At 73.9% G+C, this 20,689-nt stretch carries 18 protein-coding genes and 1 pseudogene; 6 read left to right on the top strand and 13 right to left on the bottom strand.

The window, feature by feature from the left end:
* Positions 1-22: 22 nt before the first annotated feature.
* The 3 genes from AB0C04_RS03060 to AB0C04_RS03050 all read left to right on the top strand — a co-directional run bounded on the left by AB0C04_RS03060 (position 23) and on the right by AB0C04_RS03050 (position 3,156).
* Positions 23-922, top strand: a complete 900-nt coding sequence (locus AB0C04_RS03060) for an ABC transporter ATP-binding protein (protein WP_357047372.1) — start codon at positions 23-25, stop codon at positions 920-922.
* A complete protein-coding gene (locus tag AB0C04_RS03055) occupies positions 919-2,550 on the top strand; it encodes an anibiotic ABC transporter (protein WP_357047369.1) in 1,632 nt (543 codons plus the stop codon). Before AB0C04_RS03060 ends, AB0C04_RS03055 begins: the two co-directional genes overlap by 4 nt.
* A gap of 105 nt (positions 2,551-2,655) precedes the next feature.
* Entirely contained in the window at positions 2,656-3,156 is a 501-nt protein-coding gene (locus AB0C04_RS03050; protein ID WP_357047366.1) for a MarR family transcriptional regulator, read from the top strand.
* 57 nt (positions 3,157-3,213) lie between these two features.
* Here AB0C04_RS03050 and topA read toward each other — a convergent pair whose 3' ends face one another.
* The 6 genes from topA to AB0C04_RS03020 form a co-directional block, all read right to left on the bottom strand.
* Positions 3,214-6,024 (bottom strand): type I DNA topoisomerase, encoded by a 2,811-nt coding sequence (topA, locus tag AB0C04_RS03045; protein WP_357047363.1) that lies wholly within the window; start codon positions 6,022-6,024, stop codon positions 3,214-3,216.
* A gap of 297 nt (positions 6,025-6,321) precedes the next feature.
* Positions 6,322-7,098 (bottom strand): hypothetical protein, encoded by a 777-nt coding sequence (locus tag AB0C04_RS03040; RefSeq protein ID WP_357049081.1) that lies wholly within the window; start codon positions 7,096-7,098, stop codon positions 6,322-6,324.
* Positions 7,095-7,637 (bottom strand): hypothetical protein, encoded by a 543-nt coding sequence (locus tag AB0C04_RS03035; protein WP_357047360.1) that lies wholly within the window; start codon positions 7,635-7,637, stop codon positions 7,095-7,097. The genes AB0C04_RS03040 and AB0C04_RS03035 overlap by 4 nt, the downstream gene beginning before the upstream one ends.
* 125 nt (positions 7,638-7,762) lie before the next feature.
* Positions 7,763-10,123, bottom strand: coding sequence for a sodium-translocating pyrophosphatase (locus tag AB0C04_RS03030; RefSeq protein WP_357047357.1), 2,361 nt, complete (start codon positions 10,121-10,123; stop codon positions 7,763-7,765).
* A gap of 346 nt (positions 10,124-10,469) precedes the next feature.
* Complete coding sequence (locus AB0C04_RS03025; RefSeq protein ID WP_350868003.1) at positions 10,470-10,907, bottom strand: ATP-binding protein; 438 nt, start codon at positions 10,905-10,907, stop codon at positions 10,470-10,472.
* Positions 10,904-11,260, bottom strand: a complete 357-nt coding sequence (locus AB0C04_RS03020) for an STAS domain-containing protein (protein ID WP_350868005.1) — start codon at positions 11,258-11,260, stop codon at positions 10,904-10,906. The genes AB0C04_RS03025 and AB0C04_RS03020 overlap by 4 nt, the downstream gene beginning before the upstream one ends.
* Positions 11,261-11,399: 139 nt before the next feature.
* Between AB0C04_RS03020 and AB0C04_RS03015 the strand changes: the two genes are divergently transcribed.
* From AB0C04_RS03015 to AB0C04_RS03005, 3 genes are all read left to right on the top strand, one after another.
* Positions 11,400-13,793: a DEAD/DEAH box helicase gene (locus AB0C04_RS03015; RefSeq protein ID WP_357047352.1), complete on the top strand. Its 2,394-nt coding sequence runs from the start codon at positions 11,400-11,402 to the stop codon at positions 13,791-13,793.
* Positions 13,794-13,908: 115 nt separating this feature from the next.
* Positions 13,909-14,115, top strand: a complete 207-nt coding sequence (locus AB0C04_RS03010; protein ID WP_350868009.1) for a hypothetical protein — start codon at positions 13,909-13,911, stop codon at positions 14,113-14,115.
* Between the two features lie 360 nt (positions 14,116-14,475).
* Complete coding sequence (locus AB0C04_RS03005; protein ID WP_350868011.1) at positions 14,476-15,054, top strand: hypothetical protein; 579 nt, start codon at positions 14,476-14,478, stop codon at positions 15,052-15,054.
* 125 nt (positions 15,055-15,179) lie between these two features.
* Here the strand turns inward: AB0C04_RS03005 and AB0C04_RS03000 are convergent, their stop codons facing one another.
* The 7 genes and pseudogenes from AB0C04_RS03000 to ssd all read right to left on the bottom strand — a co-directional run bounded on the left by AB0C04_RS03000 (position 15,180) and on the right by ssd (position 20,532).
* Positions 15,180-15,569 carry an Rv3654c family TadE-like protein gene (locus AB0C04_RS03000; RefSeq protein ID WP_357047348.1) on the bottom strand — a complete coding sequence of 130 codons (390 nt, stop codon included), beginning with the start codon at positions 15,567-15,569 and terminating at the stop codon, positions 15,180-15,182.
* Entirely contained in the window at positions 15,566-15,934 is a 369-nt protein-coding gene (locus tag AB0C04_RS02995; RefSeq protein ID WP_357047344.1) for a TadE family type IV pilus minor pilin, read from the bottom strand. The genes AB0C04_RS03000 and AB0C04_RS02995 overlap by 4 nt, the downstream gene beginning before the upstream one ends.
* Positions 15,931-16,059 (bottom strand): DUF4244 domain-containing protein, encoded by a 129-nt coding sequence (locus AB0C04_RS02990; RefSeq protein ID WP_208418639.1) that lies wholly within the window; start codon positions 16,057-16,059, stop codon positions 15,931-15,933. The genes AB0C04_RS02995 and AB0C04_RS02990 overlap by 4 nt, the downstream gene beginning before the upstream one ends.
* 66 nt (positions 16,060-16,125) lie before the next feature.
* Positions 16,126-16,710 (bottom strand): type II secretion system F family protein, encoded by a 585-nt coding sequence (locus AB0C04_RS02985; protein ID WP_357049078.1) that lies wholly within the window; start codon positions 16,708-16,710, stop codon positions 16,126-16,128.
* A gap of 266 nt (positions 16,711-16,976) precedes the next feature.
* Positions 16,977-17,630 (bottom strand): annotated as a pseudogene (locus AB0C04_RS02980) (hypothetical protein); the annotation flags it as partial.
* Positions 17,631-18,220: 590 nt separating this feature from the next.
* A complete protein-coding gene (locus AB0C04_RS02975; RefSeq protein WP_357047341.1) occupies positions 18,221-19,432 on the bottom strand; it encodes a TadA family conjugal transfer-associated ATPase in 1,212 nt (403 codons plus the stop codon).
* Positions 19,429-20,532 (bottom strand): septum site-determining protein Ssd, encoded by a 1,104-nt coding sequence (ssd, locus tag AB0C04_RS02970; RefSeq protein ID WP_357047338.1) that lies wholly within the window; start codon positions 20,530-20,532, stop codon positions 19,429-19,431. Before ssd ends, AB0C04_RS02975 begins: the two co-directional genes overlap by 4 nt.
* Positions 20,533-20,689 lie beyond the last annotated feature (157 nt).

Below are 20,689 nucleotides of genomic sequence, written 5' to 3'. Positions count from 1 at the left end.
AATCTGGCGTAGCGTTCGAGGCATGACTAGTGCTATCTCCGTCTCCGCCCTGGTGAAGACCTTCGGCCGGGTGCGCGCCCTCGACGGACTGGACCTGCACGTCGACACCGGCGAGGTGCACGGCTTCCTGGGCCCGAACGGCTCCGGAAAGTCCACCACCATCCGCGTCCTGCTCGGGTTGCTGCGGGCGGACGCCGGCACGATCGGTCTGCTCGGCGGCGACCCGTGGCGCAACGCGGTGGACCTGCACCGACGTCTCGCGTACGTGCCGGGCGATGTGAACCTGTGGCCGAACCTGACCGGCGGGGAGGCGATCGACCTCTTCGGGTCGCTGCGGGGCGGCCTGGACAAGCAGCGTAGGGACGAGCTGCTCCAGCGGTTCCAGCTCGATCCGTCGAAGCGGGCCCGCACGTACTCGAAGGGAAACCGGCAGAAGGTGGCGATCGTCGCCGCCTTCGCCTCCGACGTCGAGCTCTACGTCCTCGACGAGCCGACCTCGGGGCTGGACCCACTGATGGAGGCGGCCTTCCAGGAGTGCGTACGCGAGGTGAAGCGGCAGGGCCGGACCGTTCTGCTCTCCAGCCACATCTTCTCCGAAGTGGAGGCGCTCTGTGACCGGGTGAGCATCATCCGGCAGGGCCGCACGGTGGAGAGTGGGACCCTCGCCCAGCTGCGACACCTGACCCGCACCACGGTCACGGTGGAGACGACGCTGCCCATCGACGGGCTGGCGACGCTGCCCGGCGTACACGACGCCGACGTGTCGGCCACCCACGCGACGTTCGCCGTCGACGGCGCCGAGCTGAACCGCGCGCTGGAGTACCTGACCCGGTTCGAGGTCCGCGCCCTCTCGAGCGCCCCGCCGTCGCTGGAGGAGCTCTTCCTGCGGCACTACGGCGACGAGCTGGCGGGTGTGCGATGAGCAGCGCCTACACCGGAACGACCTGGCTGGCCCGCCTCGCGCTGCGGCGCGACCGCGTGCAGCTGCCGGTCTGGATCCTGAGCACCGTCGCGCTCGGCGCCTTCGCCGGCTCGGCGATCGACACGCAGTACCCGACCGAGGCCGACCGGCTCGCCGTCCTGCGCGTGGCCGTCGACACGCCCGGACTGCTGATGTTCCGGGCCGCCCCCACCGGCACCAGCGACGGCCAGATGACCGTCTTCGGGATCCTGGCGTTCCTGGCGTTGATGGCGGGCTTCATGAGCACCCTCGCCGTCGTCCGGCACACCCGACAGAACGAGGAGACCGGACGCGCCGAGATGATCGGGGCGACGGCCGTCGGCCGGCACGCCAGCCTGACCGCCGCCCTGATCGTCGTGGTGGGTGCCAATGTCGCGCTCGCGACGCTGATCGGGCTCACCTTCGCCGGCAACGGCGAACCTGTCGCCGGGTCCTTCGCCGCCGGCGCCGGGGTCGGTGCCGCCGGCATCGCCTTCGCCGCGATCGCCGCCGTCGTCGCGCAGCTGACCCAGGGTGCGCGCGCCGCCAACGGGATCGCCGCCGCGGCGGTCGGCACCGGCTATCTGATCCGTGGCCTCGCCGACGCCTTCGGCGAGGTGCGGCCGGACGGTTACACCATGAGCAGTGCCTGGCCCTCCTGGCTCTCCCCGATCGGCTGGACGATGCAGGTTCGGCCCTTCGCCGGCGACCGGTGGTGGGTCCTCGCGCTGCCGCTCGCGCTCCTCGGGATCCTGACAGCGGCGGCCTTCGCCCTCACCGCGCGGCGCGACGTCGGCATGGGCCTGCTACCGGACCGTCCCGGACCGGCCCGGGCGTCCTCCGCGTTGCTCAGCCCGCTCGGTCTGGCCTGGCGGCTGCAACGTGGCACCGTGCTCGGCTGGGCGGTGACGATCGCGGCGTTCGGGCTGCTCGTCGGCTCGATAGCCAACGCGGTCAAGGACCAGCTGGCAACCAACGAGAACGTGGCGGGGCGGCTCGACGACCTCGCCGGTGGGGGTGGGCACGAGGTGATGGACGCCTTCTTCGCCGCGATGATGGCGACCATCGGCGTGCTCGTCGCCGGCTTCCTGGTCCAGGCGCTGCTGCGGGCGAGGGCCGAGGAGGCCAGCGGGCGGGCCGAGGCGGTGCTCGCCACCGCGACCGGCCGGCTGACCTGGCTGGGCAGCCACATCGTGATCGCCACGGCCGGCGCCGTGGGCATGCTCGGGCTCGCCGCGGTCTCGATCGGCCTGGTGTACGGCGCGAGCGTCGACGATCTCGGCGGCCAGACGGGGCACCTGGCCGGCACGGCGTACCTGCAACTGCCGGCGGTGCTGACCCTGGCCGGGCTGGCCGTGGCACTCTTCGGGCTCGTGCCGCGAATCTCGGTGGGGCTGACCTGGTTCGGCTTCGCCCTCGCCTTCGTCATGGGTCCGTACGGGTCCCTGTTCGGCGTGCCCGAAGCGGTGCGGGACATCTCGCCGTTCAGCCACATCCCGGCGGCGCCCGCCGACGCCACGGCGGCGCCGATCGTGGTCATGTCCGCCGTCGCCCTGGCACTGGGCGGGGCGGGCCTGATCCTCTTCCGCCGACGTAACCTCGCCTCGTGAACCCAGCGGGTGACTCCGTTCGCGGCGCGGCCGGCTTCGAGCCGGCCGCGCCGCCGTCCGGAACGATCGTTACAAGAAGTTCAGAAAGTAGTGAAAGATAGGTTGATGCAACCCGCAGGCCACCGCGATGAGGAAGCCGTTCGACGCTTCGTCGAGCACTTCGCCCTCACCTTCAGCGACATGGGCGTGCCCAGGATGCCCTCGCGGGTGCTCGCGGCGCTCCTGGTCGCCGAGGAACCCGGGTTGACCGCGGCGCAGATCAGCGAGCGGCTCGGAGTCAGCCCCGCCGCCGTCTCCGGCGCGGTGCGCTACCTGATCCACGTCGGCATGGCGGTACGCGAGCCGGCCCCCGGATCTCGCCGGGACCTTTACAAGGCGGCCGAGTCCCACACGTACACCTCGATGATCCGCAGCGGGATCTACACGAGGTTCGCCGACGTCGTCCACGAGGGTGTGGTGGCGGTCGGTGAGGAGGAGTCGTCGGCCGGTGCGCGACTGGCTGAGCTGCGGGACTTCTTCCTCTTCGTCCAGGACGAGATGAGCGCCGCCGCGGAGCGGTGGGAGAAGACCCGCGAGGAGCGGCAGCGGCCACAGCGGGGCGGTTGACCGGCACGGCGGGCGCGCGGCCGGGCAACGCCGGCCGTGCGCCACGCCTCGACGGGGTTACTCCGCCGGTGCCTTGCGGGGGGTTGCCTTCTTGGCGGCGGTCGCCTTGGCGGTGGTGGTCTTCTTGGCCGCGGTGGACTTCGCCGCCGCCGCGGTCTTCTTGGTGGCGGCCTTCTTGGCCGGGGCCTTCTTCGCCGCCGCCTTCTTGCGCGGCGCCGGTCCCTTCGCCCGCTTCTCGGCGAGCATCTCGGAGGCCTCCTCGATGGTCAACGCCTCCGGCGTCTGCGCGCGCCGCAGTGACGCGTTGGTCTCCCCGTCGGTCACGTACGGGCCGAACCGGCCGTCCTTGATGACCAGCGGCTTCTCGGTCAGCGGGTCGACGCCCATCTCCCGCAGCGGCGGCGCCGCGGCCCGCCGGCCACGGGTCTTCGGTGCGGCCAGCAGGGCCAGCGCCTCGTCCAGGGTGACGGTGAACATCTTGTCCTCGGAGTCCAGCGAGCGGAACTCCTCACCCCGCTTGACGTACGGGCCGTAGCGCCCGTTGTTCGCGAAGACCTCGACGCCGTCCGGCGCGACGCCGATCAGCCGGGGCAGGCTGAGCAGCTTGAGCGCCTCTTCCAGGGTCAGCGAGTCGGGCGTCTGCGTGCGCAGCAGCGAGGACTTGCGCTCGCCGCTGGAGACGTACGGGCCGAACCGGCCGGACTTGAGCACGATCGGCTCGCCGGTGCCCGGGTCGTCGCCGAGCTTGCGCTCGCCGCTGCCGCCGAGGAACAGCTCGTGCACCTTCTCCGGGGTCAGCTCGTCCGGGGCCAGGCCCTCCGGGATAGGTGCCCGGTCGCCCTGGCCGCCGCCCTCCTCGCCCTCGCCGGTGGCGGCCGGGGTTGGCTGCTCGCCGGGCACCGCCCGCTGGAGGTACGGCCCGTACCGGCCGACCCGGACGACGACCTCGCGGCCCTCGTCGTCGGTGAAGAGCGGGATGGAGTTGACGCTGCGCGCGTCGATCTCGCTGAGGTTCTCGGTGACCAGCTTCTTGAGCCCGCCGGCGTGCGCGATGTCCTGGTCGCCGGCGCCGTTGGCGCTGCCGAAGTAGAAGGCGGTGAGGAAGTCGACCGCGGCGTGGTCCCCGCCCGCGATCTCGTCCAGCTCGTTCTCCATGCTGGCGGTGAAGTCGTAGTCGATCAGGCGCGGGTAGTGCCGCTCCATCAGCCCGATCACCGCGAACGCCAGGAAGGTCGGGATCATCGCCTGGCCGCGCTTGATCACGTAGCCGCGGTCCTGGATGGTCTGCATGATCGAGGCGTACGTGGACGGGCGGCCGATGCCCAGCTCTTCCAGCGCCTTGACCAGCGACGCCTCGGTGTAGCGCGACGGCGGCTGGGTGTGGTGCCCCTGCGCGGCCAGCTCGTCGGCGGTCAGCGGCTGGTCCTTGACCAGGGTGGGCAGCCGCCGCTCGGCGTCCTCGGCCTCGGCGTTCTCGTCGTCGCTCGACTCGACGTAGGCGCGCAGGAAGCCCGGGTCGGTGATGGTCTTGCCGGTCGCGCCGAAGTCGGCCTCCTCGCTCGCCGAGGAGACCGCGCGGATGCGCACCGAGACGCTGGAGCCGACCGCGTCGGTCATCTGCGAGGCGATGGTCCGCCGCCAGATCAGCTCGTAGAGCTTGAACTCCTCGGCCGACAGCTCCTTGGCCACCTCGCCCGGGGTGCGGAAGTTGTCCCCCGCCGGGCGGATCGCCTCGTGCGCCTCCTGCGCGTTCTTCACCTTGCCGGTGTAGCGGCGCGGCTCCGGCGGCACGCTGCGCTCGCCGTACAGCTCGACGATCTGCCGGCGGGCCGCCGAGATGGCGGTCTCCGACAGGTTGACCGAGTCGGTCCGCATATAGGTGATGTAGCCGTTCTCGTAGAGCCGCTGCGCGGTGCGCATCGTCTGCTGCGAGGAGAGGCGCAGCTTGCGGGCCGCCTCCTGCTGGAGGGTCGAGGTGATGAACGGCGCGTAGGGGCGGCGGCGGTAGGGCTTCTCCTCGACCCGGGTGACGGTGAACTGCCGCCCCTCGAGCCGGGCCGCCAGCCCACGGGCGCCGCTCTCGTCCAGGTGCACGACGCCGGCCCCGGGCTTCACCCGGCCGGTGGTCGGCTCGAAGTCCTTGCCGGTGGCGATCCGGTCACCGTTCAGCGCGATCAGCGTGGCGTTGAACGCCCGCGGCCCCTCGCCCGGGTTCCGCACGGCCAGGGTGGCCAGGATGTCCCAGTACTCGGCGGTGCGGAAGGCCATCCGCTGCCGCTCCCGCTCGACCACGATCCGGGTCGCCACGGACTGCACCCGGCCCGCCGAGAGCTTCGGCATGACCTTCTTCCACAGCACCGGCGAGACCTCGTAGCCGTAGAGGCGGTCGAGGATGCGCCGGGCCTCCTGGGCGTCGACCAGGTCCCGGTCGATCTCGCGCGGGTTGGCCACCGCGGCCTGGATCGCCGGCTTGGTGATCTCGTGGAAGACCATCCGCCGGACCGGCACCTTGGGCTTGAGCGTCTCCACCAGGTGCCAGGCGATGGCCTCGCCCTCGCGGTCCTCATCCGTCGCCAGGAAGATCTCGTCGACCTCCTTGGCCAGCTTCACCAGCTTGCTGATCTGCTGCTTGCGGTCGGCGGAGACCACGTAGAGCGCGTGGAAGCCGTTGTCGACGTCCACCCCGAGGCGGGCCCACGGCTCACCCTTGTATTTGGCCGGCACGTCGGCGGCGTTGCGCGGCAGGTCGCGGACGTGCCCGAAGCTGGCCTCCACGACGTACCCCGGGCCGAGGTAGCCCGAGATCGTCTTGGCCTTCGCCGGTGACTCGACGATGACCAGACGGGTGGTTCCAGCGTTGCTTGGCACGTCTCTCCCCGACCTCACTCCTGCTCACGACCGCTCGGCGTCCGATTCGGGCCGCATTCGGCCCCCGGAACCCCGGCGGCCCGGATGTCCAACGTAACGCGCCGTCCGCGTTTCGGGTTTCGCGGGCGGCAAACCGCCCCGACAGGGATCGACCTGCCGGACGGCGCCACCGTACACCGTGGGTAGGGCCGGAAGCGGGCCACTGTGATGATGGCGGACCGTCGGCTGAGGTCCCACCCGCCCGTTTTCTGCCGTTATCGTCCCCCGGCTGTCCGCGACCTGACACCCCCGGCGCCGTCAGGACAGGGCAGGCCAGGCCGGCGCCGGGGCGGCCGGCGGGGGATCCCCCACCAGCTCCGCGAGGCGGCGCAGCCGGCGCCGCCCGGTGATCAGGTACGCCGGACCGCCCAGCTCCGGCGCCAGCAGGTCGCCGGCGAGGCCGACCGCGGCGAGCGCCCGGCCGACCGGCTCCCAGCACTGCTGGTCCGCCGCGCCCAGCCGGAGCAGGAACCCGGGCGGCTCGGCCACCCCGGCCGCGGCCAACCAGAGCCGCAGCCGCCGGCCGTTGAGATGGAAGCCGGCCGGTGGCCGCTTCGCCGCCCCGCGCAGCCAGGCCATCGCGAGTGGCTTCAACGTGCGGGTGTACGAGGTGCGCACCGCGTGCCGCTCGTCCTCGGTCGGCTCCCAGCTCGCTGCCAACCCCCGCTGGGCCAGCTCGGCCACCAGGACGTGCACCCGCCAGGCGGCGTCGACCACCACCGAGAGCCGGGCGGTGCCGCCCATCCGGACCACCTCGCCCGGCCCGGCCAGCAGCCCGACCAGGTCGGCGACGCTCGGCTCGGCCGTCTCCGCGCCGAAGAAGACCAGCTGCCGGCCCTCGGCGGTCTCCGGCGGCCCCGACAGGCCCCGGGTCGGGTCGGGCTCCCCGCCGGCCGCCGCCGGCAAGTCGGTGCCGACGGACGCGGTACGCCGTCCGCGCCGGCCGGCACGGACAGTCGACGCCGGATCGGGCTCGGGCACCGGGAAGAGCGCCGGGAGAAGCTCTCCTCCCGACTGGTCGCCGAGCCCGTTCAGCGACACTCCGGCACCTCGTCGAAGGCCCGTTTCAGCTCCTCCGACTTGAGCCGATTGGTGTCGAGCGCACCGGCGTCGTACTCCTTGTTCAGGGTGTCCACGGCGGCCTTGACCCCGTCGTAGAAGGTGCTGGCCTGAGCGGTGCTGAGCCCGTCGATGGTGTCCCGCGCCCGGCCGTAGGCGTCCCGCATCTTCCCCAGGGAGGAGCGGAAGCCGGCGGAAATCTCCTCGCCGTGGTCGGTCTCCGGCACGCCGGCCTTCTCGACCTCGCGCCGGGCCGTCTCACTGGCCTCCTCGGCGCCGCCGAAGAGGCGGACCAGGTTCTCCTTGGCCTGCGCGGGGGTGGTCTGCGCGGTCATCTGCTGGTCGGTGCTGCTGGTCAACCTGCTGATCTCCGAGCGCCACGGAGCGAGCGCGGAACAGACCGAGGCCGCCCAGGCCCGCGGGCTGGGGCCGCCGCCACAGCCGGAGACGACCAGAACGAGCGTGGCCAGGACCACCGTGAGCTTTCCGGCAGCAGTCGCCCGGCACGTACGCATGCGTTGCAGCGTACGGCCTCTGTCGAGGGGTGGCACCGCTCAGGTTTCCCCACTGCGGGCCCGGCGTGGGTGCCCGGAGCCCCGGCCGGCGACGGGCGCCGGCCGGGGACTCCGTGCCGTCCGGGTCAGGCCGGAACCGTCTCCTGCTGCTGGTCGGGGCTGCCCGATCCGGTGCCGTCGCCGGCGTCCGCGTCGGACATCGCCACGCCCTTGCGCTTGCTGAACATCACCGCCGCGACGATGACCAGGGTGGCCGCCACCGCGATGCCGATCCGCAGGCCGGTGTTCCGGTCGTCGCCCACGCTCCAGGCCACCACGGCCGGCGCGATCAGCAGCGAGACCAGGTTCATCACCTTGATCAACGGGTTGATCGCCGGGCCGGCGGTGTCCTTGAACGGGTCGCCGACGGTGTCACCGATGACGGTCGCGGCGTGCGACTCGGAGCCCTTCCCGCCGTACGCGCCATCCTCCACCAGCTTCTTGGCGTTGTCCCACGCGCCGCCGGAGTTGGACAGGAAGACCGCCATCAGCGTGCCCGCCCCGATCGCACCGGCCAGGTACGACGCCAGCGCCCCCGGGCCGAGGCCGAAGCCGACCGCGATCGGAGCCAGGATGGCCAGCAGGCCGGGGGTCATCAGCTCGCGCTGAGCGTCCCGGGTGCAGATGTCGACGACCTTGCCGTACTCCGGACGCTGGGTGCGGTCCATGATGCCGGGCAGCTCACGGAACTGCCGGCGGACCTCCATCACAACCGCGCCGGCCGAGCGGGAGACCGCGTTGATGGCCAGCCCGGAGAAGAGGAAGACCACCGCCGCACCGATGATCAGACCGACCAGGTTGCGCGGGTTCGCCACGTTCAGCGAGTTCAGGATCTCCGACCCGACGTCGCCCACCCCGGCGTCCGCGTACGCGGTGCGCAGCGTGTCGGTGTACGAGCCGAAGAGCGCCGTCGCGGCGAGCACCGCGGTGGCGATCGCGATGCCCTTGGTGATCGCCTTGGTGGTGTTGCCGACCGCGTCCAGCTCGGTCAGCGTCCGGGCGCCGTGCTCGTCGATGTCGCCGGACATCTCCGCCACGCCCTGGGCGTTGTCGGAGATCGGCCCGAAGGTGTCCATCGCGACGATCACGCCGACCGTGGTGAGCAGGCCGGTGCCGGCCAGCGCGACCGCGAAGAGCGAGAGCGTGATGGAGGTACCGCCGAGCAGGAACGCGCCGAACACGCCGGCGCCGATCAACAGCGCCGAGTAGACCGCCGACTCCAGGCCGACGCTGATGCCGGCGAGGATGACGGTCGCCGCACCGGTCTGCGAGCTCTTGCCGATGTCCTGCACCGGGCGCTTGTTGGTCTCGGTGAAGTAGCCGGTCAGCGCCTGGATCGCGGCGGCCAGCACGATACCGATGATCACCGCGCCGATGGCCACTAGCCGTGGGTTGCGGTCGACGTCGGTGAGCCCGCCCTCCAGCTCGGCGAAGGTCGCCGGCAGGTACGCGTACGCGGCGATCGCCACCAGCACCGCGGAGATCACCGCGGAGAGGTAGAAGGCCCGGTTGATCGCGGTCAGGCCGTTGCGGTCGGAGGTGCGCAGCCGGGTGATGAAGACGCCGACGATCGCGACCAGGACGCCGATCGTGGAGATGATCAGCGGGAAGACCAGGCCGTCCTCGCCGAACGCGGCACGACCGAGGATCAGCGCGGCGACCAGGGTGACCGCGTACGACTCGAAGAGGTCGGCGGCCATGCCCGCGCAGTCACCGACGTTGTCGCCCACGTTGTCGGCGATGGTGGCGGCGTTGCGCGGGTCGTCCTCCGGGATGCCCTGCTCGACCTTGCCGACCAGGTCGGCGCCGACGTCGGCGGCCTTGGTGAAGATGCCGCCGCCGACCCGCATGAACATCGCGAGCAGCGCGGCGCCGAAGCCGAAGCCCTCCAGCACGGTCGGCGCGTCCCCCCGGAAGAGGATGACGACGAGCGCGGCGCCGAAGAGGCCGAGCCCGACCGTGAGGAAGCCGACCACGCCACCGGTCCGGAAGGCGATCTTCATGGCGGCCTCCCGGCCACCCTGTCGCTCCCGGGCGGCGGCCGCGACCCGCAGGTTGGCGCGGGTGGCCAGCCACATGCCGGCGCCGCCGATGAAGGCGCTGAAGAGCGCGCCGACCACGAAGAAGGCCGACCGGCCGATCTTCACGGCGGTCTCGCTGCCGTCGGTGTCGTGCACCGGCAGCAGGTAGAGCAGTATCACCGCGACGACGACGAAGATCGCCAGGGTGCGGAACTGTCGGAGCAGGTACGCCGAAGCGCCCTCCTGGACGGCCCCGGAGATCTCCTGCATGTTCGCGGTGCCCTTGCCGGCCGCCAGAACCGTCCTGGTGAGGGCGGCGGCGAAGACGAGCGCCACCAGCGCGATCACCGCGGCGATGACGACGTACGTGACATTGGCTCCGTCAAGGGAAAGCCCGCCAACGTCGGCGGCCAAGGTCTCGGACATCTGTGTCCTCCTGTACCGAACACGCGTCGGCCGGTGGAGACGCACCGACCGGCGCCTGGATGCGGACTCGCAAGCGCCCGCCGAGCCCACCCAGCGGACGAGCGACGAACACCCGTTCCCGCTGGCTGCGGGATGGATCACTTGCAGACAACCCGGGTACTGTAGCCCTCCGCAGTGTCCGAGGTCACACCGAGGGTGCACCCCCCACCGATGATCTTCGTCGCTGTGTTATGAACCGAAATCTGATATAGGAACGGGTCCATACGATGCAGGCCGCGCTCCCGGTGGGAACGCGGCCTGTGCGGTGTGACGGGTCAGCGGTGACGCGGTGGTGCGCCGGGGAGGGTCAGCGGCCTACCGGCCAGACCATCCGCACCTCGGTGCCGATGCCCTCGTCGACCGGGCGGACCTGGAGGTCCTCGACGAAGCCGGCGAGCAGCGCGAAGCCCACGCCGGTGGTGAGCGCCTCGTCGGTGAGCGACTCGTTGGCCAACTCGTCCGGCGGCAGCGCGGCGAGGCCGATGCCCGCCTCGATCGGCGCGCGGTCGACCACCCGGACGGCGTACTGCCCGGCGTCGGACATCTCCACCAGCACCGGGTCGGCCAGGCCGTACTGGCGGTGCAGCGCGACCGCGCGGGTGCACGCCTCGCCGATCGCGAGGCGGACCTCGTCGAGCAGGTCCTCGCGCACCCCGGCCCGCCTGGCAACGGCGACGCCGACCAGCCGGGCGGTACGCACGTGCACCGGCGCCGGGGAGAAGGAGAGCCGGACCGTGGCCATCACGCGCCGGCGCCGGTCGCGTCGGCGTCGACCGCCGCGTCGACCGTGGGGTGCAACGGGAAGACCTGGTCGAGCGCCGTGATCCGGAAGATCTTGAGCAGCGGCTCCTTGTCGCAGACCAGGGCGAACGAGCCGCCCGCCGAGCGCAGCCGCTTCAGCGCGCCGACCAGCACGCCCAGCCCGGTGGAGTCGAGGAAGTCGACCCGGCCGAGATCGACCACGACGTGCCGCGCGCCACCGTCGATCAGTTCGAGGAGCCGTTCGCGCAGCCGGGGGGCGGTGTAGACGTCCACCTCACCGCCGACCTCGAGCACCGTGTGCTCGCCCACGGTGCGGGTCGCCAGCGACAGCTCCATCGGTCCTCCTCGCGCGAGCCGTAAACTCTCTGGGCATCTAACCACTACCGCTGGCAGACGCTGTGGTCACCGGCGCCGGCTCCCCCTTACCCCGGGCCCCGACTTTTCATCTCCGAACACCAGTGCGAGAGTGCAGGACGTGACTTCCGACGGCTTCAGCTCGGCGCGCCTGGCGCCGCGCCACGACCTGAAGCCGTCGTCCGCCGCCACCGTAACCGCCGGTCCCGGGCCTGAGCGCGCCCCGGCCGACCTGCTGGACCGGCTGCGCGCCCGCGCCGTCGCCGACCCGGTCACCCACGTCGAGCGGGTGCCGGCCCGACCGGGCGTGCCGGCGCCGTGGCCGCAGTGGGCCCCGCCGGAGCTGCGCGCGGCGTTCGCCCGGCGCGGCGTGGTCGCGCCGTGGCGGCACCAGGCCGAGGCGGCCAGCCTGGCGTACGACGGCCAGCACGTGGTGGTCGCCACCGGCACCGCCTCCGGCAAGTCGCTGGCGTACCAGCTGCCGGCACTGGCCACGCTGCTCGCCGACCCCCGGGCCACCGTGCTCTACCTGGCGCCGACCAAGGCGCTCGCCGCGGACCAGCTGCGCGCCGTCGCCGAACTGGAGCTGGAAGGGGTACGCCCGGCCTGCTACGACGGCGACACGCCGCGCGCCGAGCGCGAGTGGATCCGCCGGCACTCGCGGTTCGTGCTGACCAACCCGGACATGCTGCACCACGGCGTCCTGCCCGGGCACGCCCAGTGGACGGGCTTCCTGCGCCGGCTCACGTACGTGGTCATCGACGAGTGCCACACCTACCGCGGGGTGTTCGGCTCGCACGTCGCGCACGTGCTGCGTCGGCTGCGCCGACAGTGCGCCCGCTACGGGAGCACGCCGGTGTTCGTGCTGGCCTCCGCGACCTCGGGCGACCCGGCGACGGCGGCCGGCCGGCTCACCGGCCTGCCGGTGGCCGCGGTGACCGAGGACACCTCGCCGCGCGGCGGGGTGACCTTCGCGCTCTGGGAGCCGCCACTGCTGCCCTCGGCCGACACCTCCGTCGAGACGGCCGACCTGGCGCCGGTCCGCCGGTCGGCGCTGCGGGAGACCGCCGACCTGCTCGCCGACACGGTCGCCGCGGGGGTACGCACGCTCGCCTTCGTCCGCTCCCGTAAGGGCGCCGAGGTGGTGGCGGCCAACGCCCGCCGGGCCCTCGACGACGCGGTGCCCGGGCTGGGTGAGCGGGTGGCCGCCTACCGCGCCGGCTACCTGCGCGAGGAGCGGCGGGAGCTGGAACGGGCGCTGCTGCACGGCGATCTGCTCGGGCTGGCCTCGACCAACGCGCTGGAGCTCGGGGTCGACCTGGTCGGCCTGGACGCGGTGCTGATCTGCGGCTACCCGGGCACCCGGGCGTCGCTGTGGCAGCAGGCCGGCCGGGCGGGGCGCTCCGGGCAGGAGGCGCTCGCCGTGCTGGTCGCCCGGGACGACCCGCTGGACACCTACCTGGTGCACCACCCGGAGGCGGTCTTCGGGCGGCCGGTGGAGGCGACCGTGCTCGACCCGGCCAACCCGTACGTGCTCGCCCCGCAGCTGGCCTGCGCCGCGGTCGAGGCGCCGCTCACCCCGGCCGACCTGGCGCTCTTCGGCGACGGGGCGAAGGAGGCGGTCGACGAGCTGGTGGCGGCGGGGGCGCTGCGGCAGCGGCCGACCGGCTGGTACTGGCGGCACCGGGAGCGACCCGAGGTAGACCTGCGCGGCGAGGGCGGGGCGCCGGTCGTGGTGGTGGAGGCGGCCACCGGCCGACTGCTCGGCACGGTGGACGGCGGCTCGTCGCACTTCATGCTCCATCCCGGCGCGGTCTACCTGCACCAGGGCGTCTCGTACGTGGTGGACGAGCTGGACCTGGCCGACGGGTGCGCGCTGGTGCACGCCGAGGAGCCGGACTGGTCCACCCACGCCCGGGACGTCACCAACGTCTCCGTGGTGTCGGTGCGCTCGTACCTGGACGCCGGGCCGGTCGGGATGTTCCTCGGCGAGGTGGACGTGACCAGCCAGGTGGTCTCGTACCAGCGGCGGCGGATCGCCACCGGCGAGGTGATCGACACCCGGCCGCTGGACCTGCCGACCCGGGAGCTGCGCACGGTCGCGGTCTGGTTCACCCTGTCGCCGGAGTCGCTGGCCCGGGCCGGCGTCGAGGCGGCGGACGTGCCCGGCGCGCTGCACGCGGCCGAACACGCGGCGATCGGGCTGCTGCCGCTGATGGCCACCTGCGACCGGTGGGACATCGGTGGGCTCTCCACCGCCCTGCACCCGGACACCGAGGCGCCGACGGTCTTCGTCTACGACGGACACCCGGGCGGGGCCGGCTTCGCCGAGCGGGCGTACGGCACCGCAGCGGGCTGGCTGCGGGCCACCCGGGACGCGATCGCCGAGTGCGGCTGCGAGACCGGCTGCCCCTCCTGCGTGCAGTCGCCGAAGTGCGGCAACGGCAACAACCCGCTCTCGAAGCCGGACGCGATCCGGGTGCTGGACGTGGTGCTGGCCAACCTGCCGGCCTGACACCTCTCCTTCGATGCATGAGTTCGAGCCCGGCCGGGCGCATGACATGGGAGCGCTTCCATCGACGTGCGCGCACCTCTCGTGACCGCCGCCCCGTCCCCCTGAGGAGGTAGTCGTGGCCGACACCATCGCCGAGACCGTCGATCTGCTCTACGGCATCGACCAGGAGAACCTCACCCCCGACCAGCAGATCGCGCTCGGCTCCGCGCTGGCCGCCCTGGCCCAGGCCGAGCGGCTGGAGCAGATCAACGAGCGCCTGCGCGGCATCCACCAGGTGCTCAACGGCTGGGCCCTGCGCGTCACCGTCGACGGCGGCCGCTGACCCCAGTCGCCGGCCCACGGGGGTCGGCGGGTCCTGCCCTCCCGCCGGGCATCCGGTTCGCCGGCGGCGCAGCCGCCCGGAGGTTGGGTGCCCTGGTGGCCGCCCACGCCTCAGCCGGCCGTCGAGATTGGGTTCGGTGGCAAGGTTCGGCCGACGGAGGACAGCCGCCGCTGCGGGTTGGGCTCGGCGACGGCGCGCAGCCGACGGCGGCTGGCTGGCCCGGGTCGGCAGGTCACGGCCGGTACGGGGGCTTGCCGGGTGGATGATCGGTGCGTCCGGAGACGTCACGGCGCGCGCGGGCGGCGGCGAGCACCGCGCTGTGCGAGACTCCGGCCCGCACCCATCCCCGGAGGAGAACAGATGCAGCTCGACAACTTGCAGGCTCAGCAGCAGTTCCACATCCGCCAGCGGCTGCGGATGATGGTCAACCAGTACCAGGTCCACGCGGTGGCGCCGGACGGCTCCGAGGGCGAGATGCTGGCCTTCGCCCAGCAGAAGCGGCTCGCCTTCAAGGAGCAGGTGACCATCTACACCGACGACTCCAAGCAGCAGCCGCTGCTCGGCTTCAAGGCCCGCCAGCGCCTCGACCTCGGCGCCACGTACGACGTCACGGACGCCGCCGGCAACCCGATCGGCCTGTTCCGCAAGGACTTCGCCCAGTCCCTGCTCCGCTCCACCTGGCACGTGGAGCAGAACGGGCTCCCGCAGGTCACCGGCCAGGAGCGCAGCATGCCGGTGGCGCTGCTGCGCCGCTTCGTGGACTCGCTCTCCTGGTTGCCCTACCACTTCGACTTCACCGCCGGCGGCCAGCCGGTCTTCACCGTGGTGAAGAAGTGGGGCCTGCGCGACCGGTACGTGGTCGAGATCCAGCACCCGCAGATCGACCGGCGGCTGGTCATCGCGATGGCCGTCGCCCTCGACGCCCTGCAGGCCCGCTGACCCGCCGGCCCGGGGCGCCGACCAGGCCGTCCACGTCCCGGGCCACCCGGTCGGACCCCGGTCGTGACCAGTCCGGCGAATCCGGTCGCCGGAAGTCGCGGTGACGACCGCCCCCCATCCGCGCGTCAACCGCGTAGTGGGCCAGCTCGGGCAGTGGCCGTCGCGACCCGGGTCAGGCCAGGCAGTGCTGTGACCGTGACCTCCGCTGTGACCAGCACGTCGAGCCCGTCGAGCTGGCAGGCGACCAGCCGACCGCCGTTGCTGCCCACGAGTTCGGCGGCCAGCGCGCAGGCGACGACGTCGCCGTCGAGCGCCCGGCCGGCACCGGCGAGCGCACCGAAGTCCGCCGCGACGCCGGCCCGCTGGACGGCCGTCCGGGCCGCGCCGACGGCCGCCCCGAATGCTCCGGCCAGCACGAACACCAACCCGATCGCGAGTAGACAGACGCTGGCTCCACCTCGCTGCGCGTCCCCGCCGCCCGACGGCAACGCCGGCCAGCACCGGGGCGGGCTCACGGGAGCACTCCGGGTGTGCCGGGCTCGACGGCGGCGACGGCGGTGGCCGACACGGTGATCCGGGGCAGCCGCGCACCCAGCGCCCGGACCGGTGCCCGTACGGTCGCCCGCACCCGCTCGCCGTCGACCGCCACCGCGACCTCCGCCCCGGGTGGGGCCGCGTGGACCCCCGCCGACGCTCCGTCCTCGCCCCGGGAGGCGGCGAGCGCCGCCTCCCGGGCCGCGTGCAGGCAGCCCGCCCGGGCGTCGACCGCGTTGACCGCGGTCAGCCCGGCGAGCAGGAGCAGCAGCAGCGCCGGCAGGCCGGCCGCCAACTCGGCGGTGAACGACCCCCGGTCGCGACCGGCCAGCCGGCGCCGGCTCACTTGAGCGCCCGGTCGATGACGGCGGTCAACGCGGACTGCACGTTCCCGGAGGTCAGCACCTTCAGCAGGATGCCGGCGAAGGCCACCGCCGCGAGTGTGCCGACGGCGTACTCGGCCGTGTTCATTCCGGCGTCCCCGCGGAGGCGGGCGAGAAGTTTGCGCACGAGCCGTACCCCTTTCCTCGATGGTTCTCAGAGCACGTCGCCGAGGACGGCGACGATCACCGGCACCAGGCCGGCGAGAATGAAGGCCGGCAGAAAGCAGAGCCCCAGCGGCAGGACGATGAGCACGCCCGCACGGCGGGCCGACGCCTCGGCGGCGGTGGCCCGGTCGGCCCGCAGGTCGTCGGCGAGCCGGGTGAGCGCACCGGCCAGCGCGGCACCACTGTTCGACGAGCGGTACGCGGCCGCGGCCAGCCGCTCCGCCCCCGGCACCCCGTCAAGTGCGGACCAGGCTTCCTGCGGGCCGCCGCCCAGCAGGAGCGTCCGGCCGACCCGCCCGAGCCGCTCGGCGAGCGGGCCGTCCAGCGCCTCGGCCACGGCGAGCACCGAGCGGTCCACCGGCGCGCCCGCCCGCAGAGCCGCCGCCAGCAGGTCGGCGGCGAGTGGCAGGTCGGCGCCCTCGCGCAGGCGCCGGTTGCGGACGGCGGGTGACTCGATCCGCCGGAGCAACCGGTCGAGCATCAGCGCGGCGGGTAGCGCGGCGAGCAGACCCGGCCAGCCGCCGACGACCACCGCCACCGCCAGGCCGCTCAGCGCGGCCGCGAGCCGGATCACGTCCGGCCGCCGACCCTGCCGGGCGGGAGGCGCACCGTTCTGCGCCCCCGGCCCGCCGGCCGCCGCGACACTGCCGCCCCATTGCCGCCCGCCGTCCCCCGGCCGCCCGCCGTCCGCAGACCGCCCACCGCTCCACGGAGGCCCGCCGTCCCGCGCCCGCGCCCCGCCGTCGGGGGCGCGCAGCCGGTGCAGCGGTCGACGGCCGGTGACGGTGAGCAGCAGGGCCGCCGCGACCAGGCAGCCGGCGGCGACCGCCGGGCGGACCATCAGTCGGCCCCGCCGGGAGTGCCAGCGAGCCGTTCCGCCCAGAACAACCCGGCCGCCTGGAGCGCGACGGCGAGCACCGTGCAGGCCGCGCCGATCGGGGTGTGCAGGAGTACCCGCACCGGATCCACTCCGATGCCGTAGCCGAGCCCGATGCCACCGAGTGGTAGGGCCGCCAGCAGCCACGCGGTGGCCCGCGCGCCCGCCGCCTGCGCCGCTGCGGCGGCCAGTCCCCGGTCGGTCGACCGAGCGTCCGCCTCGATCCGCTCCAGCAACTCCGCCAACGGCGCACCGGTGCGGTCGGCGAGGCGCACCGCCGCCGACGCGAGCCGGTCGAGCCGGTTCCCGGGCTCCGGACGCCCCGCTGTCGCGCCATCGGCGACCGGCCGGTCCGCACCTTCGACAGTCGGGGCCGTCGCGGCTCGGATGAGCGCCGACACGGGCAGCCCGGCCCGCAGGTCCGCGGCGAGACCGGCGAGCTGGTCCAGCCGGCGGCGCCGCGCCCGCTCCACCGAACGGGTCACCTGCCAACGAACGGCCGCCCGGACGCCGAGCAGTCCGTAGCCGGCGAGTGCCGCCGCGGCGACCGGGCCGGCCAGCAAGCCACCGACCCCGGCCCCGGTCAGACCGGCCAGGAACAACGTGCGCCTCGGCGATCCGGTCAACAGCACCGACCATCCGGGACGGTCCGGCCGCGCCGCCGGGGTGGCGACGGTCGGCCGGTGCTGTACCGAGACGCTCGCGGCCGGCGTCCCGCCGAGCCCGGCCGGCCCACGGCCGTCCCGTCGTCCCGGCGGACGCGACGGGCCCGGCGGGCGCGACCGCCGGGGGGATCCGCCAGACGGCCACGGCACTCGGGTGTCGACGTCCCGCTCGATCGCGGGCGTGCGGCGGTTTCCGCCAGCCCGGGCGGGGTCGCCGCCAGGACCGGTCGTCGCCGCCTCCGTGCGGTGCGCGGAACCATCACGATCAACCAGCGGGCCGGAAACGTCGAGGGCTCGGCCCAGCTCCGCGACCCAGCCGACGAGGGGATCCTCCGCAGCCGGGTCGGCGCGCCGACCCGACCTGCTCGGCCGGCCGCCACCGTCACCGCTCACCGTCCGCCACGTCCGCGAAGGCTCGGTGCGCCCGGTCGGTCGTATCGTCGCGACCAACGCGCGGCGGCGGGCCCGCGCGCTGTGCAGTGGCCAGCCCACCAGGACGGCCGCGACCAGCAGGAACGCGGCCGCCAGCCACAGCCCCGGGCTCATGCCGGACCGGCCGATCCGGGCCAGGGCTCGCAGAGGATCGGCGGCACCGCTACGCCCCTATCCCGCAGCAGCGCGGCGAGCGCCCGCCCGGCGAGACCGAGGCCGCGTCCGCGCACCCAGGCGGGCACCGCGGTGACCAGTCGCTCCGGCCCCTCAGGCAGCAGCACACAGACGGCCTCCAGCACCCGGCCCCGATCACCCCGGCGCACCTGCAGCAGCACCTGGAGTGCGGCGGCCACCTGTGCGTGCAGCGCGGCGCGGGGCAGTCCGCCGAGCATGCCGAGCGCCTCCAGCCGGGCGGGCACGTCGGACGGAGCGTTGGCGTGCAGCGTCCCGGCTCCACCGTCGTGTCCGGTGTTCAGGGCAGCGAGCAGGTCGACCACCTCGCCGCCCCGGCACTCACCGACCACGAGCCGGTCCGGTCGCATCCGCAGCGCCTGGCGGACCAGGTCGGCCAGGCTCACCACGCCCGAGCCCTCCACATTGGCGGTACGCGCCTGCAACCCCACCACGTGCGGGTGCTTCGGCTGCAACTCGGCCGCGTCCTCCACCAGCACGATCCGCTCGGTCGCCGGCACCAGCCCAAGGAGCGTGTTGAGCAGCGTGGTCTTGCCCGATCCCGTCCCGCCGGTCACCAGATAGGCGAGCCGCGCCGCCACCACCGCGGAGAGCAGCGGCGCCACCGGTCGGGGCACCGTGCCGTGCTGCACCAGCTCGTCGAGGGTGAACGGCCGTTGCCGGAAGGTCCGCAGTGACAGGTAGGGCCCGTCGGTCGCCACCGGCGGCAGGACGGCGTGCAGCCGGGTGCCGTCGGCGAGCCGGGCGTCGGCGTACGGCGAGCCGTCGTCCAACCGCCGCCCCGCGCTCGCGGTCAACCGCTGGGCCAGCCGGCGTACGTCGTCGACCGAGCCCACCGGCACCGCCACCTGGTGCAGCCCCTGCCCCCGGTCGACCCACACCCGCGTGCCGTTGACCAGTACGTCGGTCACCTCCGGGTCGGCCAGCAGCGGGGCGAGCGGACCGGCGCCGACGAGTTCGTCGCGTACCCGGTCGGCCATCCGCAGCACCGCCGTGTCGCCGAGGACGGCCGCAGCGGGCTCGGCCCGTACCGCGGAGACGATCGCCGCCGGGGTGACCGGAGTCGCGGCGGCGGCCATCCGCTGCCGCACCCGGGCGGAGAGCCCGTCGCCGTCCTGCCGCCCCGTCACGCCGCACCCGCAGCGGGCACGCCGGTCAACTCCGCGACGATCCGCTGGCAGAGGACGGCCAGTGGGCCACGACCGGATGCGGCCGGCGCCTCGCCGCGTTCCAGCCCGCGGGTGATGCCGGGCTCCGGCCGGAGCGCGCCGGCCAGCGGGAGCCCGAGCGCCCGGGCCACCTCGGTCGCCTTGAGCCGACCGGGAGCCGGCCCGCGGACGATGACGGACAGGTCGGCGCAGTGTGGCGAAGCGGCGGCCACCACCCGGGCAGCAGCCGCGGTGGCGCGCAGCTCGGCGGGGACGATGACGAACGCCTGGTCGGCGGCCTGCAGCGCGATGACCGCGGCGTCGTCGAGCTGCCGGGGCAGGTCGACCACCACGAAATCCCGCCCGCGCCGCGCCGCGTCGACGGTGGCGGCCATTGCCGGGGCCGGCAGGGCGAGCAGGTCGCCCCGGTCCCAGGAGAGCACCACCAGGTCGCCCCGGTTCGGCAGGGCCCGCACCAGCGCGGGGGCGTCGACCCGGCCGTCGGCGTCGGTGAGTGCCGGCCAGCGCAGCCCCTCCAACTCTTCCCAGCCGAGCACCAGATCGAGCCCGCCGCCGAGTGGGTCGGCGTCGACCAGCAGGGTACGCAGCCGGGTGCGGGCCGCGGTGACCGCGAGGCCACCGGCCAGGACGCTCGCCCCGGCACCGCCCCGCCCACCGAACACCGCGACGATGCGCGCTCCCGGGCCGGACGACCGGTCGGCGCCGTGCTCGGCGAGGCGGTCGACCAGCCAGGGCTCGGCCGCCGGCAGCGTAGCGACGTGTTCGGCGCCGATCAGCTCGGCGACCTGCCAGCCGGGATCGAGCTCCCCGGAGCGGCCGACCAGCACCAGCCGGGGCCGGTGTGGCAGCCGGGCGCGCAGGCAGGGCTGGGCCTGGTCCGCGCCGACCAGCACGATCGGCGCGGGCAGCCAGCGGGTCCGGGCGGCGGCCGGGTCGGGTGCCAGCTCCACCTCGGCTCCGCCGGCAGCGGCGAGCCGGAGCAGGTCGTCGAGCAGCTCGCCGTCGGCGGTGACGACCAGCGGTCGTCGGGTGGGCGATGGAATGGCGGTACGGGGTGGCATCGCGGCCTCCAGCGGTCGGGCTCGGGTGCTGACCGAGACCCTGCTCGCGTTCCGCCCCGCCTACCGCCCTCCTGCCGCCCCCTGTGGACAACTCAGCCGGCTGTGGACAACGCCCGCCGGACCAGTCGATCTGCTATGCGCCGCCGACCTCCGGACA

Source organism: Micromonospora sp. NPDC048909, from assembly GCF_040649635.1.
GTDB lineage: Bacteria > Actinomycetota > Actinomycetes > Mycobacteriales > Micromonosporaceae > Micromonospora.
Note: the sequence above shows the minus strand (reverse complement) of the source record. Positions and strands in the feature narration are given on the sequence as shown.